The sequence below is a fragment of the Winogradskyella damuponensis genome (assembly GCF_039538385.1).
GTDB classification, from domain to species: domain Bacteria; phylum Bacteroidota; class Bacteroidia; order Flavobacteriales; family Flavobacteriaceae; genus Winogradskyella; species Winogradskyella damuponensis.
The window spans coordinates 44066-58524 of the sequence record NZ_BAABCB010000028.1 but is presented as its reverse complement, the minus strand read 5'-3'; the positions used below and the strand labels follow the sequence as shown (position 1 = coordinate 58524).

9 protein-coding genes are annotated in these 14459 nt (G+C 32.9%); 4 read left to right on the top strand and 5 right to left on the bottom strand.

Annotated features, from left to right (window positions below):
- Nucleotides 1-110: 110 nt before the first annotated feature.
- Genes ABD730_RS13790 through ABD730_RS13775 form a run of 4 tightly spaced genes read left to right on the top strand, consistent with a single transcriptional unit; the run spans nucleotide 111 to nucleotide 5105 of the window.
- Complete coding sequence (locus ABD730_RS13790) at nucleotides 111-2807, top strand: zinc-dependent metalloprotease (protein WP_344715448.1); 2697 nt, start codon at nucleotides 111-113, stop codon at nucleotides 2805-2807.
- A 52-nt stretch (nucleotides 2808-2859) separates the two neighbouring features.
- Complete coding sequence (locus ABD730_RS13785) at nucleotides 2860-3975, top strand: NAD(P)/FAD-dependent oxidoreductase (protein WP_344715447.1); 1116 nt, start codon at nucleotides 2860-2862, stop codon at nucleotides 3973-3975.
- Nucleotides 3976-3978: 3 nt separating this feature from the next.
- Nucleotides 3979-4659, top strand: coding sequence for a monofunctional biosynthetic peptidoglycan transglycosylase (mtgA, locus tag ABD730_RS13780; RefSeq protein ID WP_344715445.1), 681 nt, complete (start codon nucleotides 3979-3981; stop codon nucleotides 4657-4659).
- Entirely contained in the window at nucleotides 4656-5105 is a 450-nt protein-coding gene (locus ABD730_RS13775) for a 3-oxoacyl-ACP synthase (protein WP_344715443.1), read from the top strand. The genes mtgA and ABD730_RS13775 overlap by 4 nt, the downstream gene beginning before the upstream one ends.
- 36 nt (nucleotides 5106-5141) lie before the next feature.
- On the opposite strand, the gene ABD730_RS13770 is transcribed toward ABD730_RS13775, so the two are convergent.
- The 5 genes from ABD730_RS13770 to ABD730_RS13750 form a co-directional block, all read right to left on the bottom strand.
- A complete protein-coding gene (locus ABD730_RS13770) occupies nucleotides 5142-6056 on the bottom strand; it encodes an ABC transporter ATP-binding protein (RefSeq protein ID WP_344715442.1) in 915 nt (304 codons plus the stop codon).
- Nucleotides 6057-6144: 88 nt separating this feature from the next.
- On the bottom strand, nucleotides 6145-8622 hold the full coding sequence (locus ABD730_RS13765) for an FG-GAP-like repeat-containing protein (protein ID WP_344715440.1): 2478 nt from the start codon (nucleotides 8620-8622) through the stop codon (nucleotides 6145-6147).
- Between the two features lie 10 nt (nucleotides 8623-8632).
- Nucleotides 8633-9997, bottom strand: coding sequence for an SO2930 family diheme c-type cytochrome (locus tag ABD730_RS13760; protein WP_344715439.1), 1365 nt, complete (start codon nucleotides 9995-9997; stop codon nucleotides 8633-8635).
- A gap of 127 nt (nucleotides 9998-10124) precedes the next feature.
- Nucleotides 10125-12194, bottom strand: coding sequence for an HAD family hydrolase (locus tag ABD730_RS13755; RefSeq protein WP_344715437.1), 2070 nt, complete (start codon nucleotides 12192-12194; stop codon nucleotides 10125-10127).
- Nucleotides 12195-12226: 32 nt separating this feature from the next.
- Nucleotides 12227-14392, bottom strand: a complete 2166-nt coding sequence (locus tag ABD730_RS13750; RefSeq protein WP_344715436.1) for a prolyl oligopeptidase family serine peptidase — start codon at nucleotides 14390-14392, stop codon at nucleotides 12227-12229.
- Between the last annotated feature and the right edge of the window lie 67 nt (nucleotides 14393-14459).

Genomic DNA, 14459 nt, shown 5'->3' with positions numbered 1-14459 from the left:
ATATGATTGTCGTTAGGATCTAAATAGATGTAATATAGAAATTGATTATTACACTTTTTTAAAATTATAAAAAAATACCTTAACTTTAAGGATTATAAAAAAAACTAACTATGAATAAGAATTACGTAATAAAAATTGCGACAATTGTAATGGCATTTGTCTCATTATCTGCTACTTCACAAAATTCAGATGAATTGTGGACAAATGTTAATGCTGTAAAGGCTAAACAAACAGAACAAATTTTAAGAAAAATAGAACTTAAAACAGAGAAATTTTTTCAACTCAATATTGAAGGCTTAAAGAATGCCTTACAAAACGTTGGAACCAGAGAAAATACGGGTAACACTGTTATATCTTTTCCTAATTCAGAGGGCAAGTTAAATAGGTATAAAGTATTTGAAGCGTCGTTAATGGAACCAGAGCTTCAGGCTAAGTTTCCTAATATGAGAACATATGCTGGTCAAGGTATTGATAACCCAACAGAAATAATCAGATTTAGTATCACACCAAAAGGTTTGCACGCGATGTTTTTAGGAACATCTAATGGCACTCAATTTATAGATCCGTTTTCAGTTGAAGGTAACATCTATACCGTTTATGCTAAGAAAGATTTAGAAGCAAGAAATTTTGATTTTGAATGTGCTGTAATTGATGATTCAGAATTATTAGAAAGATCGTATGAAGATGTTGCTGCGGCAAGAGATGCAGACGACGGAACGCTAAGAAACTATCGTCTTGCAGTAGCTTGTACAGGTGAGTATGCGTTTTTCCATGGAGGAACTGTTGCTGGCGCAATGGCAGCAATAGTTGTTACAATTAATAGAGTTAATGGTATTTATGAGAGAGATCTATCAATAACAATGACCTTGGTTGCAAATAATGATAGCCTAATTTTTACAAATGCAGCAACCGATCCTTTTAATAATACTAATCCAAATATTTTAATAGATCAAAGTCAAAGTGTAATTAATACGACTATTTTACCTTTTAATTATGATGTGGGACATACATTTAGCACAGGAGGTGGAGGTCTAGCTCTTTTAGGTTCTACTTGTAATGCTAATACTAAAGCTAGTGGCATTACAGGTTCGCCTCAACCAACAGGAGATGCTTATGATATAGATTTTGTAGCACATGAATTAGGTCATCAATTTGGTGCACCACACACATTTAATGGAACGGTTGGTAATTGTTCTGGCCCAAACAGATCAGCTTCAAATGCGTACGAGCCAGGAAGTGGAACTACTATAATGGCTTATGCAGGTATTTGTGGTTCAGATAACGTACAAGGAAATAGTGATGCTTATTTTCATCAAAATAGTTTAAATCGTATTTGGTCACATGTTACAGGTACAGGTTCTTGTCCTGGAAACAGAATTGTTACAGGTAATACAGAACCAGTAGCAGACGCAGGAGCAAATTATACCATTCCTCAAGGAACACCTTATAAATTAGATGGTAGTAATTCTACAGATGTAGATGGAACAGCAACACTAACATACACTTGGGAACAATACGATTTAGGGTCGGCAGGATTACCAACAGAAACTACAATATCTGGTCCATTAGTAAGATCTTTTGAAGGCACCTCAAGCCCTGTTAGATATGTACCAAGACTTTCAGATGTAATAAACAATGGTGGTACATCAACGACATGGGAAAAATTAGCAATGGTTAACAGAAATATAAATTTCAAATTAACTGTTAGAGATAACGATGCTGTTGGTGGGCAAACAGATTCTGATCAGATGACAGCAACTGTTACTACTGCGGCCGGACCATTTATAGTAACTTCTCAAAACGTACCTGGACAAACTTGGGATGTAGGTACAACACAAACCGTTACTTGGGATGTTGCAGGAACAACTGGAAATGGAGTAAATGAAGCTAATGTTAATATATTATTATCTACAGACGGCGAAAACTTTGATACGGTTTTAGCTTCTAATGTAACCAACGATGGCTCACATGATATTGTAGTGCCTAATGTGTCCTCTAGTACTTGTAGAATTATGGTTGAAGCAGCAAATGGTATATTTTTTAATGTCAATAGTAATAATATCCTAATTGGTGCTAGTATAGATTGTACTACTTATAGTGATGAGAATGCCAACGTTGCAATAGACGATGGTTTAGGTGAAGGAGGAACACCTTCTAATGGGGACCCATTGGTAAGAACGATTAACGTTCCTGATAATTTTACTATTGAGTCTCTTAAATTTAATGTAGATATAGAACATACCTTTGTTGGGGATTTATTAGTAAGATTAATCCATCCTAATGGAGGAACTACATTAGTTAATGTTTGGTCTGGAAACTGTGCAAGTAGTGATGATATTGATATAGAATTTGAAGATGGTGCACCTGCAATAGATTGTGATTTTACTGGAGATGGGAATACTTATAGCCCATTTGAGCCATTATCTACATTTGAAGGTTTAAGTTCTCAGGGAGATTGGACAATTCTTATAGCAGATTTCTTTGCTGGAGATACAGGGATATTAAAAAGCTGGTCATTAGAATTCTGTTCTGAATCTTTAAGTGTTAAAGACAGTGAATTAGACAACTTAAGCATATATCCAAACCCAAATAATGGCACGTTCAATATTGGTTTTAATCCAAAATCTGGAGAAGCTATTACGGTAGAAGTTTATGACATAAGAGGTAGAGCTATTTACACTAATATATATAGTAGTGTAAACCGATTTGAAGAAGTTATTCAGCTTAATAATGCACAATCGGGTGTTTATTTATTAACTATAGCTGATGGTTCTCAAAAAGTAACTAAGAAAATTATAGTTGAATAAATATTAAATTATATTTAAAAAAGCTCCTAACTTTAGGAGCTTTTTTTATGCTATGAATCTATCCTATTGGGAAATACAAACGTGGTTATCTAACGTAGACTACACCATTATTGGAAGTGGTATTGTGGGACTAAATTGCGCATTACAATTAAAAAAGCGTTTTCCTAAGGCTAAAATTGTAATTCTTGAGAAAGGGATTTTACCTCAAGGAGCAAGTACAAAAAATGCTGGTTTTGCCTGTTTTGGAAGTCTCAGTGAGATTATTGATGACTTGAAGCAACATTCTGAAGCTGAGGTTTTAGAATTGATTAGAAAGCGAATAAATGGTCTAAAGATACTTCGTGAAATACTAGGAGATAAAACGATAAACTATCAAAATTTAGGAGGTTATGAATTGTTTTTAGAATCTGATGATACACTATACAATTCATGTTTAAATACAAAGGATAAGATTAACCAACTCTTATATCCCATATTTAACACAGATGTATTTTCTTTTAAAACGAACAATTTTGGTTTCAAGAATATAAAATCAGACTATAGTTTTAATTCATTTGAAGGACAAATAGATACCGGTAAAATGATGGATGCTTTACTTAATAAAGTACAATCTTTAGGTGTGAAAATATTAAATAACACTGCGATTGACGCTTTTTCGGAAGATATAAGTACCGTAAAAATCAAAACGAAGCATTTTGAATTTTCTACACAAAAGTTATTTATTGCCACTAACGGATTTGCAAAACAACTCAAGATTTCTGAAGTTAAGCCAGCCAGAGCACAAGTTTTAATTACAAAACCTATAGAGAATTTACATGTTAAAGGTACGTTTCATTTGGATGAAGGTTACTATTATTTCAGAAATATAGACCATAGAATATTATTAGGAGGTGGACGCCATCTCGATTTTAGAACTGAAGAAACTACTGCGTTTGGAGAGACACCAATCATTCAGAATAAACTAGAAGAGCTTTTAAAAACGATTATTTTACCAAACACTGCCTTTGAAATAGACCATCGTTGGAGCGGAATAATGGGAGTTGGCAAACAGAAAAAAGCAATTGTAAAACAAATTTCTAACCATGTGTTTTGTGGGGTGCGTTTAGGAGGAATGGGAGTTGCTATTGGCAGTTTAGTAGGTAGAGAATTAGCAGATTTAGTAGAATAAACCATGAAGAAACTGTTTCGTTTTTTTGGTAAATTATTGTTATGGAGTATTATTTTATCCATTGGCTTTGTGGTTTTATATAAGTATATACCCATTCCGGGAACACCCTTAATGGCAATCCGTTATTTTGAAGATAATGAATCTAAAATGTGGGAACACAATTGGGTGCCAATTGAAAATATGTCAGAACACATACAATTAGCCGTAATTTGTAGTGAAGACCAGAAGTTTTTAGACCATAATGGATTTGATATTGAAGCTATTGAAAAAGCTTATGAATACAATAAAAAAGGAAAACGGATTAGAGGAGGCAGTACTATTAGTCAGCAAACAGCTAAAAATGTATTCTTATGGCCAGAGCGAAGTTGGTTACGCAAAGGGTTAGAGACCTATTTTACATTTTTAATCGAAAACATATGGAGTAAAGAGCGTATCCTAGAAGTATATTTAAACAGTATAGAAATGGGGCCAAATATTTATGGTGTTGATGCTGCCGCACAACATTGGTTTAATAAAACAGCAGCTAATTTAAGTGCTTATGAAGCTGCTGCAATAGCTTCAATATTGCCTAATCCAAGAACATACCGTGCTAATCCTGCTACCAATTATATACAAAAACGAAAGCAATGGATTGTAAAGCAAATGCAATTCTATGGTGAATTTAACTTGAAGACTCAAAAATGATTATTAAAGAAACCTTATACAATCGTTGCTTAAACTTTATTGATGAACGATTAATTACCGTAAATAAAACCATTTCTGATATTCAAAATTCACTTCAGTCTGAAACCAAAAGTAGTGCAGGTGATAAGCACGAAACAGGACGAGCAATGCTACAATTAGAACGCGAAAAAGCAGGTCATCAACTAGCCGAAATTGAAAAACAAGAACACATTCTTCAAAAAATTAATATCGATACTAAACACCAAAAGGTAACATTAGGTTCTGTGGTAATAACAACACAGGCTAATTATTTTATTGCGGTCAGTGCTGGTGAAATAATTGTAGATAATACGGTTTATTTTGCTATTTCTGCGGCAACTCCAATGGCACAATTATTATTGTCTAAAAGTGTTGATGATGAGATTGTTTTTAGAGGTAATGGGTTTAGAATTTTGAGTATTTTGTAATGTGAATTCGTCTTATTTTACTTCAAATCCAAGCTGTTATTTTGAAATCTCTATGTAGATGATTTTTTCTTTTTTAAGTTCAAAATCATGCTCAATAAATATAGATATAGTATTATATTTTGCTTCAATTAACCAAGAATTACCATTAAAATAGGCCATTTTTACAATTGCTTTTAATTGAGATTTTGGAACAATTTTAACTTGATTGGCGTAAACAATCCCATAGGGTTCTATCACATTAAATTCTCCAAAAAAAGATGCAATTAATGGTAATTTTGGATTCTTGTATAAATTTTGAGGAGTGTCTTTAGCAATTATTTCAGCATTATTAAGGACTATAATTTGGTCTGCAAAGCCAAGCGCATCATTCCTGTCGTGAGTCGCAACAATACAAGTTATGTTCTTTACTTTTAGATAATTAAAAACATTACGTCTTAAGCCTTGTTTTTGAAAATTATCAATATGACTAAAGGGTTCATCTAACAATAAAATTTCAGGTTCTTTTGCTAATGCTCTAGCAATGGCAACCCGTTGTTTTTGACCGCCACTTAATAGTTTTACTTTGGTTTTGGCAAAGGCTTCGAGTTCTACAACTTTTATTAATTCTTCAGTACGTTTTTGCTTATCTTCAGGATAAAATCTAGAGAGGTATTTACTGATGTTTTCTTCAACAGTTGTAAATGGCATTAAGTCAAATTCTTGAGTTACGTATTTCATAAAATCGTAACCTATAACAAGGTTGTGCTTTGGTCCTAAAATTTCTTCATCTTTCCAGTAAATCTGACCATGTTTTAAATCATATTCACCATAGATTAATTTTAATAGTGTGCTTTTTCCGGAGCCGCTTTCTCCTATTATGGCAATGTTTTCTCCCGCTTCAACATTAAAGTCAATAGCATTTAAAACCTTAGTTTTTGTATATCCAAAAGTGACGTTTTTTACTTGAAGCATTTTACAAAGATATAGGTTTCAAAAAAGTAATTAGCATAAAAAAACCGCTTGATTTCTCAAACGGTTTTAAAATAATTATAGTCTTAAATTAGTTTTTTATAAATTTTCGTTTCATTGTTTTTCCTTCAGATTCTAATCTTAAAAAGTATATACCACTTGTTAGATTTGAAACATCTATGGTGTTTGACTTAAGTTTCATGTTAAGAACACGTTTCCCATTCATATCAAAAACAGTTGCTATTTTGTTAATTACATCTGCAGATGTTTTAATTGTAAGCTTATTTTTAACAGGATTAGGATATATAGATACATCAGACAAAGTTTCGTCTTCAATACTTAAAGTAGAATCTTCTACTATAGTATGTGTTGTATTTATTTCTGGGTTAGCAATATAATCTACAATTCCAGACGGCCAGTAAATTGTAATGCTATTAATTGTTGTATCAGTACCAATACCAAAATGAGTATTTAACGAACTCATAAATTCAAAACCTTCGCCGCTTCTTACGTCTCTAATTTGTTTTCCTGATGGTGTTAGTATTTCCACTCTAGCACCAATACCATTAATATTGCTTTCTGTGCCTACGGTATTGATTTTTATCCAATTATTAGCGTTGGCGTTATTAATGTGAATATTACCGCTGCGAAAAACGTCTAAAAAACCATCATTATTTGCATCTCCTATGGCACCACTTGGTGGCATATTAGAGTCATAGTTTGTAAATGTAAAATCACCATTATTAAATAAAATATCACCATTACTTAAGATGTCTACATAGCCATCATTATCAAAATCTGCAGGTGCATTTTCTATTCCCATTTGTGCATCTAAAACGCCAGAACCCGCTGTTACATCTGTAAATGTACCATCTCCATTATTACGCATTAATTTAGAGTATCCGTTAGTAGAACTACTTGCTCCAACATAAACATCCATATCACCATCGTTATCAAAATCGGCCCAAGCAGAAGACCATGTTTGTACGTTGTCTCCTAAATTAGAAGAATTATTATGTCCAACTCCTGGGTAGTTAGTATTGTACCAACCATTACTATCAGCAACATTTGTAAAGACACCGTTTCCGTCGTTTCTCCATAGCTCATTAGTACTAATTGTTGTAGAACCACCTCTACATTTTGCGATAAATAAATCCATATCACGATCATTATCAAAATCTATCCAAACGGTTCCATAATTTCCACCTCCTGGTGTTAATCCTAGACCATTAGGTACCACTCCTGTACTTTGTCCTTGGTAGTAGTTTAAGTTTCCAGAACCATCGTTAATATAATAGACATTGGCTTGTATATCGTGACAAACAAATGCATCTAAATGACCGTCATTATTAATATCTACAAAATTAGAACGTTGAGAGAAAATATCTTCAGGTCCCGAAATTTCGGTATATCCAGTGCCTGTTTCATTTGCTTTCATAAATGTGACTCCATTACCAGAGCCGTATAAAAGGTCATTGTAACCGTTGCGGTCAAAATCTCCAGCAGCTAAACTCCATGTTGGCAAATAGTTGGCGTTAGGTGTTGTGATATTTACAGCATTAAAACCTCCTGTGGTTAATTGGTAGTGTACATTGATGTTATTTGTGCTTACAGAAACAACATCATCTAAAAAGTCTCCGTTAAGATCAACTAAAGCAATATCATACGATCCTGTAGTATTGATTGTGTTAGCTGTGAAAGTTACAGGATAGCTAGATAAGTCAGTGCCAGTTGTAAAGCTTGTGGTTGTCCAAAGGCTATACCCTTCTGAGCCACAAATGGCTCTAACATAAATGATATAATCAGTCTCTTGTGTTAAGCCAGAGAAAGTGTAAGATACATTAGTGGTTGTTGTACCAGAAGTAGGAGGAGCGTCTGAAGCTAATTGTACAACTACTTCCCATGATGTTTCAGAATCTCCAACATTCCAATTGGCTTGAGCGCTATTAGCATTAACATTGCTCGCTGTTAAATTAAGTACACTAGGACATGCAGGAGGCTCAGAAGATATTATTGTTGGTGAATCCATACAAAAACCCCAGCCATAAGTTGTATTGTCATTATAATAAATACGGTATCTAAAGTTTTGTAATTGATTATTTGTAAAAGCAGTAATATCTAACAATTCACTTGTAAAAGTTGTACGTGGTCTATTACAAAAATTCGAACCTTGATTCGTGTTGTCTTCAATTGCATTACCCCAATTTGTCCATGTACTGTTATCTGCATTCCAATATTGTAATCTAAATTCTTCAGTACCAAAAATATTGTACACATATTGAAATGTGACTATAATTTCAGTTTCATCTGAGTTAAATGCAGAAGAAATATCAATTATTGGTGATTCAGCAGCGATATTATTATCTGATGTACCACCGGCATCGTCATCGTCAAAAGAAAATGAAGAAGAGTTCTCTGTTGGGTTTTCATAAAAGAAAGCTACGTCGTAACTACCCGAAATACTCCAATTAGCGTTAGGCCAATTTGCCGATTGGTTTAATACTTGTGCTTTAGCAGTAAAACAAAACAAAGTACAAAGCAATGTGATAAGTAAAGTTTTTTTCATCATTAATTAGTTTTTAGTTGCAATCTATATTTAGGGAGTTTATCCATTCTTCGATGAGATTAACTCCTTCATTATGTCTTAAGCTTCTTCCAAGAAGTGGCATTCTTGTAGAGGGTTCTATTGAGTTTAGTCTATAGTGCAAAACAGAGTTTCTAGGATCGCCAGGCTCAACAATATGACCAAGATCTTCTCCAAGGTCTGTGTCTGGATCTACACAGACTCCAATGTTACTATAATCTTGAGTGTCATTAAATCCAAAACGCATAGGTCTATATGAGCAATGTGTTTCTTCTGAATGGCAGTGTGCACAATTAATATCTAAATAAGCTCTAACTCTTGATTCTAATGATTCAGAGTTATCACTGTAATTTGGTAAACGCGAAATTGTTTCCGGTAATGAATTGTCTAGATAACCCAAAGATACTAATTTATTGAGTTGATTTTCAGGTCCATCACTGTAATCATATTCCAAATTTAAGTTTCTTGGCTTTGGACCTATAGGTTCAGGTATTTCTAATATTTTATGACATGTAAAACATTTGGCTTCAGAAGGAACTCTATATTGAACGGTATTTATTTCTCCATTTTCTTGCCATTGTAAATCAACATAGCTTCCATTAAGATCAAAAATAGCTTCATTTTGTGCTTCGTTCCATACATAACTAGCAAATACCCAACCTTCGTTTTTTCTAATCATTAAGCGTGTTTCAATGAGCTGTGTTTCGTTATTTGGAAGTACATTATCATAATAGAAATTTTTAATTAAAACGGCACCAACAGGAAAATCTAAAGAAACATCATCGCTAATATATGTTGCCTTTGTATTGTTTGGCAGCCATATAAATCGCTTCTTTTTTGCATAATCTGTAAATAAAACAGAGTTTAAATTATATGGAACAACTCCAAAGTTTGGGTTTAAATCCTTAAGGTCACCTTGAAAAAAGTTATATTCTGAAAGTGTTTGATATGGAACATTTTCTAAATCTAAAGTAATATTTGATTCAGAAACGATGGTTATAGTTATGGTTTCTGTTTTACAATCACCCGAAACAGTACATATCGTATATTCAAAATTATCTACACCAATTTCATTAGGGTTTGCTGTGTATTTTACAATATCATCACTTGGGTTATTAGGAGTACTGTTGTCAATTATAACAGCATTTCCTCTTGTGGGATTGCTTATTGTTAGTTGGCCACTTGAGGGAATATTGGAATCATTTGAAAAAATAAAAATTTCTGCTTCCGAGTTTTGAACTATAGTTAAGGCATCTGAAGTTGTTTCTATACTTAAGGGCGTTAGATTATCATCTGTACCACATGAAAAGATGATAAGAATTGAAAATAAACCGAAAAATTTAGTGTAGTTTTTTTTCATGTATTAACCCTATATTATTAATAAGACAATCAACTTTGCTAAAACCCTACCTTTTAGATAAAAAAATAGGATTAAATCTAATATTTATTTAGTCAAATCGTTAATAATTTAAAATACCGATTATGACTTATTTGAAAACATTGTACTTTAAAAGAAAAAACCGATTCAATACTTTAAATCTAACGTATTTATTGAATTTAAAATACAGGTAAATAAGGTACATAGGTACAAAGAAAGCGACTAACTTATTCTTTTTGTATAGCGCGGGTTTTAACTTTACTAAATACCTAAAGTACTTTTCTGGGGTCATTAAAAAGCTAATGGCATATTTTATTGGATTTTCAATTTTTGGAGCTTTATAAGTAATTCCAACTTGGTTATCTCCTACATTTTGATAAAACCCATGACTTAAAGTGTCTAAAAACTTTAATTTTTTTGTGTTTTGAAACAAACCAACTTTAAGGGCCATTTTAGACATTGAGTTTTGCATATTCTCTTCAGAGTAACATAACGTGTCTAAGCGTTCTAAAAGTTTTTTATGCAAACCAAACATTTCTTCTTGGTGTGCTTTTATATGGTTATCATACAACCATTTTTCTTCGGGTTTATGGTATTCTAAGGTATAGTCTTTTGCCTCTAAACTATAACCCAAGGCGCTTCCATGGTCTGCAGCAGAAAATTGCTCATAGAGTTGCATATTTGCCATTATAATGCTGTCATTATAATCTGTATATGGTAATAATGAAAAATTAAGCCCGTAACGTTGTGTTTTTGGTTGAATATCATAGATTTCGCCTAGTCCAAGATAAAAACCTGTAACAGGAATTTTATAATCAAAAAACTTGTAAATAGCTTCTTGCATTGTACCTCCCCAACCAATATCTACAAGGGCAATACCATTGGCTTCTATATCAGAATTAAAAGAGTTAATATAAGTTTTAAATGCCTCGTGATTTGCACGTCTATGCGTATCATAATACGTTTTAAACGTAGTGTTCTCTTTTAATTTTTGAAAATTAGAAGATGTAAAAAAGCCTTCAATAGTCGTTTTACTTTCTATGTTTAGTTCAGATACGATTTGAGTTTTTAAATCATCAGGGCAGTTAACAGCCGTTAAAAAATCAGCAACAGAAAGATTGCTGTATTTTTTTCTTAGATAACCAAATTCTTCAGATTCTAGATCCTTTAATGCAATTTGAAGTGATGCTTGTCGAGATATTTTTAAATAATGCGTATTAATTTTTTTGCTCTTATCGATAAGGGTAAATTCTTGATAAGAATCAAATAGTTTTTTTAAATATTGACCTTCTCGAGACAAAAAGAATAAATCTTTAAGACCTTTTCTTTTTGCAGTTTCATACATGCGCTCAATAAACGTATGATAAAATACAATATACTCTGTGTAAGGGATTGCAGACGCTTTTTTACAGGTTTTGTACACATCATTAATGATGCTGTTTAAGTGTTTTTTATCGTTTCCAAAATTATTGCGTTTATTTTGCTTTAAGTATTTTTTATGTGGTAGTTGGAAGGCATTAAGTCCCTGTTTTATGGCATTGGTATAATCGCTTCTTAAATTATCTCCAATCATCATTACATGCTTTGCTTCAATAGCTAAGTCTGAAAGAATAGGACCGTAAATTGTTCCTTTATGTTTACTTTTTTCTAATTCGGCAGAACTATAAATACCATCAAAGATATCTATGATGCCATGATGCGTTAATAATTTTTCGAAAAGCGTTTTTGAACCGTAAAAATCTGAAACTAAATATACTTTTCCTCCATTAGCTTTAAAGTTTTTTAGCGTATCTAATACCTCTTGATTTAAATACTGAACACTTGCTTCTGCTCTTGCATCAGCAGCTTCAAAAAGAGACAGAAAATCGTCTTTTGTATCTATTGAGACGATATCTGCATTTATAAGGCGTTTACAAATTTCTTCTTTTAACGCTTCGTAAGGAATTTCAACATCTTCTTTGCCTAAGGTTTCAATAAGATAGTTAACAGATGCTTGTCTTGTAAAATAAAGCTCGTCAATAGAAGTGGATAAGCCCAATTCTCTAATCATAAGTTTTGCCCAAATACGTTGTGTATAATTGGGGTGCACTTCTCTGTGAACAATAGTATCGTAATAGTCAGTAAAAAGAAATTTTATATGCTTTTCTTTAAGTTGACTTTGAAGTTGGTTAAGTGACAAATGATTTAATTTGGTTAATATCTAAAAACGTGTTACCCTTTTATTTTTTCTTCAATTTTGGTTGGTAAGACTTCAAATCCCATATTATAAAGTGTAAAACCAAAAATATCGGCATATTGTTCAATGGTTTTGCTTACAGGTGTACCAGCTCCGTGGCCAGCATCTGTTTCTATTCTTATAAGTGTTGGATTGTTACCTGTTTGTTTGCTTTGTAATTCGGCTGCAAATTTAAAACTGTGTGCAGGTACCACACGATCATCATGATCTCCAGTAGTTACCATTGTTGCAGGATATTCTACACCTTCTTTTACATTGTGAACTGGCGAATACCCTTTAAGATAGTTAAACATTTCTTTACTGTCTTCTGCGGTTCCGTAATCGTAAGCCCAACCAGCACCAGCAGTAAATGTATGGTAACGTAACATGTCTAAAACACCAACAGCAGGTAGTGCTACTTTCATTAATTCTGGGCGTTGTGTCATAGTTGCTCCAACTAATAAACCTCCGTTAGAGCCACCTCTTATGGCTAAGTAGTCTGAAGAGGTGTATTTTTCTGAAATTAAATATTCTGCCGCAGCAATAAAATCATCAAACACATTTTGTTTTTGAAGTTTAGTACCTGCATCGTGCCATGCTTTTCCGTATTCGCCACCACCTCTTAAGTTTGGCACAGCATAAATTCCGCCTTGCTCCATCCATACGGCGTTTGCAATACTAAAACTAGGAGTTAAGCTGATATTAAATCCGCCATAACCATAAAGAATTGCTGGATTTTTACCATTGAGATTTATTCCTTTTTTGTGCGTAATAATCATTGGTATTTTAGTGCCATCTTTAGATGTGTAAAATACTTGTTTGCTTTGGTAGTCTTCTGGGTTAAAATCGATACTTGGTTTTTTATACAATTCTGAAGTACCATTTTCTATATCATACTTATAGATGCTTCCTGGTGTTACATAATTAGTAAATGAATAGTATAATTCTTTGTCTTCTTTCTTTGCGCTAAAGCCACTAACAGTTCCTACACCAGGTAATTCAATCTCTCTAATTAGTTTGCCATCATAATCGTACTGAAATACTTTAGATACCGCATCTACCATATAATTAGCGAAAAAGTAACCGCCTCCTGTTGATGGACTAAGTACATTATCAGTTTCAGGAATAAAATCTACCCAATTTTCAGGACTTGGATTTGAAGCATCAACAGTTACTATTTTTTGATTTGGTGCATCCAAGTTTGTCATAATATATAATTTAGAACCTACATTTTCTATAATGTTAGAATCTGAATTTGTATGACCTAATATTTCAACTAATGGTGCATTTGGAATCGATAGGTTTTTAATATAAAGTTTGTTTCCTGACGTTGAAACTCTAGGAGTAATCACTAAATACTGATTGTCTTCTGTAACATTGGCATATATATAACGGTGTTTTTGCTCTGAAGTTCCTCCATAAACAAGTTGATCTTCAGATTGCTTTGTGCCCAATTTGTGATAATAAACTTTATGTTGATCTGTTTTTGCAGACAACTCACTACCTTTTGGTTTGTCGTAGCTAGAGTAGTAGAAGCCTTCGTTTTTGTACCAAGACATCCCACTAAATTTTATATCTACTAAAGTGTCTTCTACAATTTCCTTAGTTTCTGTATTCATTACTAAAATCTTTCTCCAATCACTTCCTCCTTCAGAAATAGCATAAGCTAGTGTCTTGCCATCTTTTGAAAAACTAGTACCTCCTAAAGAAATTGTACCATCTTCTTTAAATGTGTTGGGATCTAAGAATACTTCAGCAGTACTTGGGTCTGCATCCGTTTTATATCTATAAATGACATATTGGTTTTGTAAACCGTCATTTTTATAAAAATAGGTATAATCACCTTCTTTAAATGGAGATCCAATTTTTTCGTAATTCCAAAGTTTGGTTAGGCGTTCTTTTAATTCTTCCCTGTAGGGAATGTTGTCTAAATACCCAAACGTAGTTTCATTTTGAGATTTTACCCAAGCTTCAGTTTCTTTGCTTCTGTCATCTTCTAGCCAACGATAAGGGTCCGATACAGTTTCGCCAAAAATAGTGTCTGTAACGACAATTTTATTAGTTTTAGGATAATCTACAGTAATTGTTTTCAAAGCTTCGGTTTCGTTTTTACATGAAACAAAAATACTCAGTACTAAAGCAACGAGAAGTAATTTTTTCATAATTAGTTTTTTTTGAAATAAACAGCATTTACTTCAAATATAAGACTTTCGTTATTTGACTGATGTC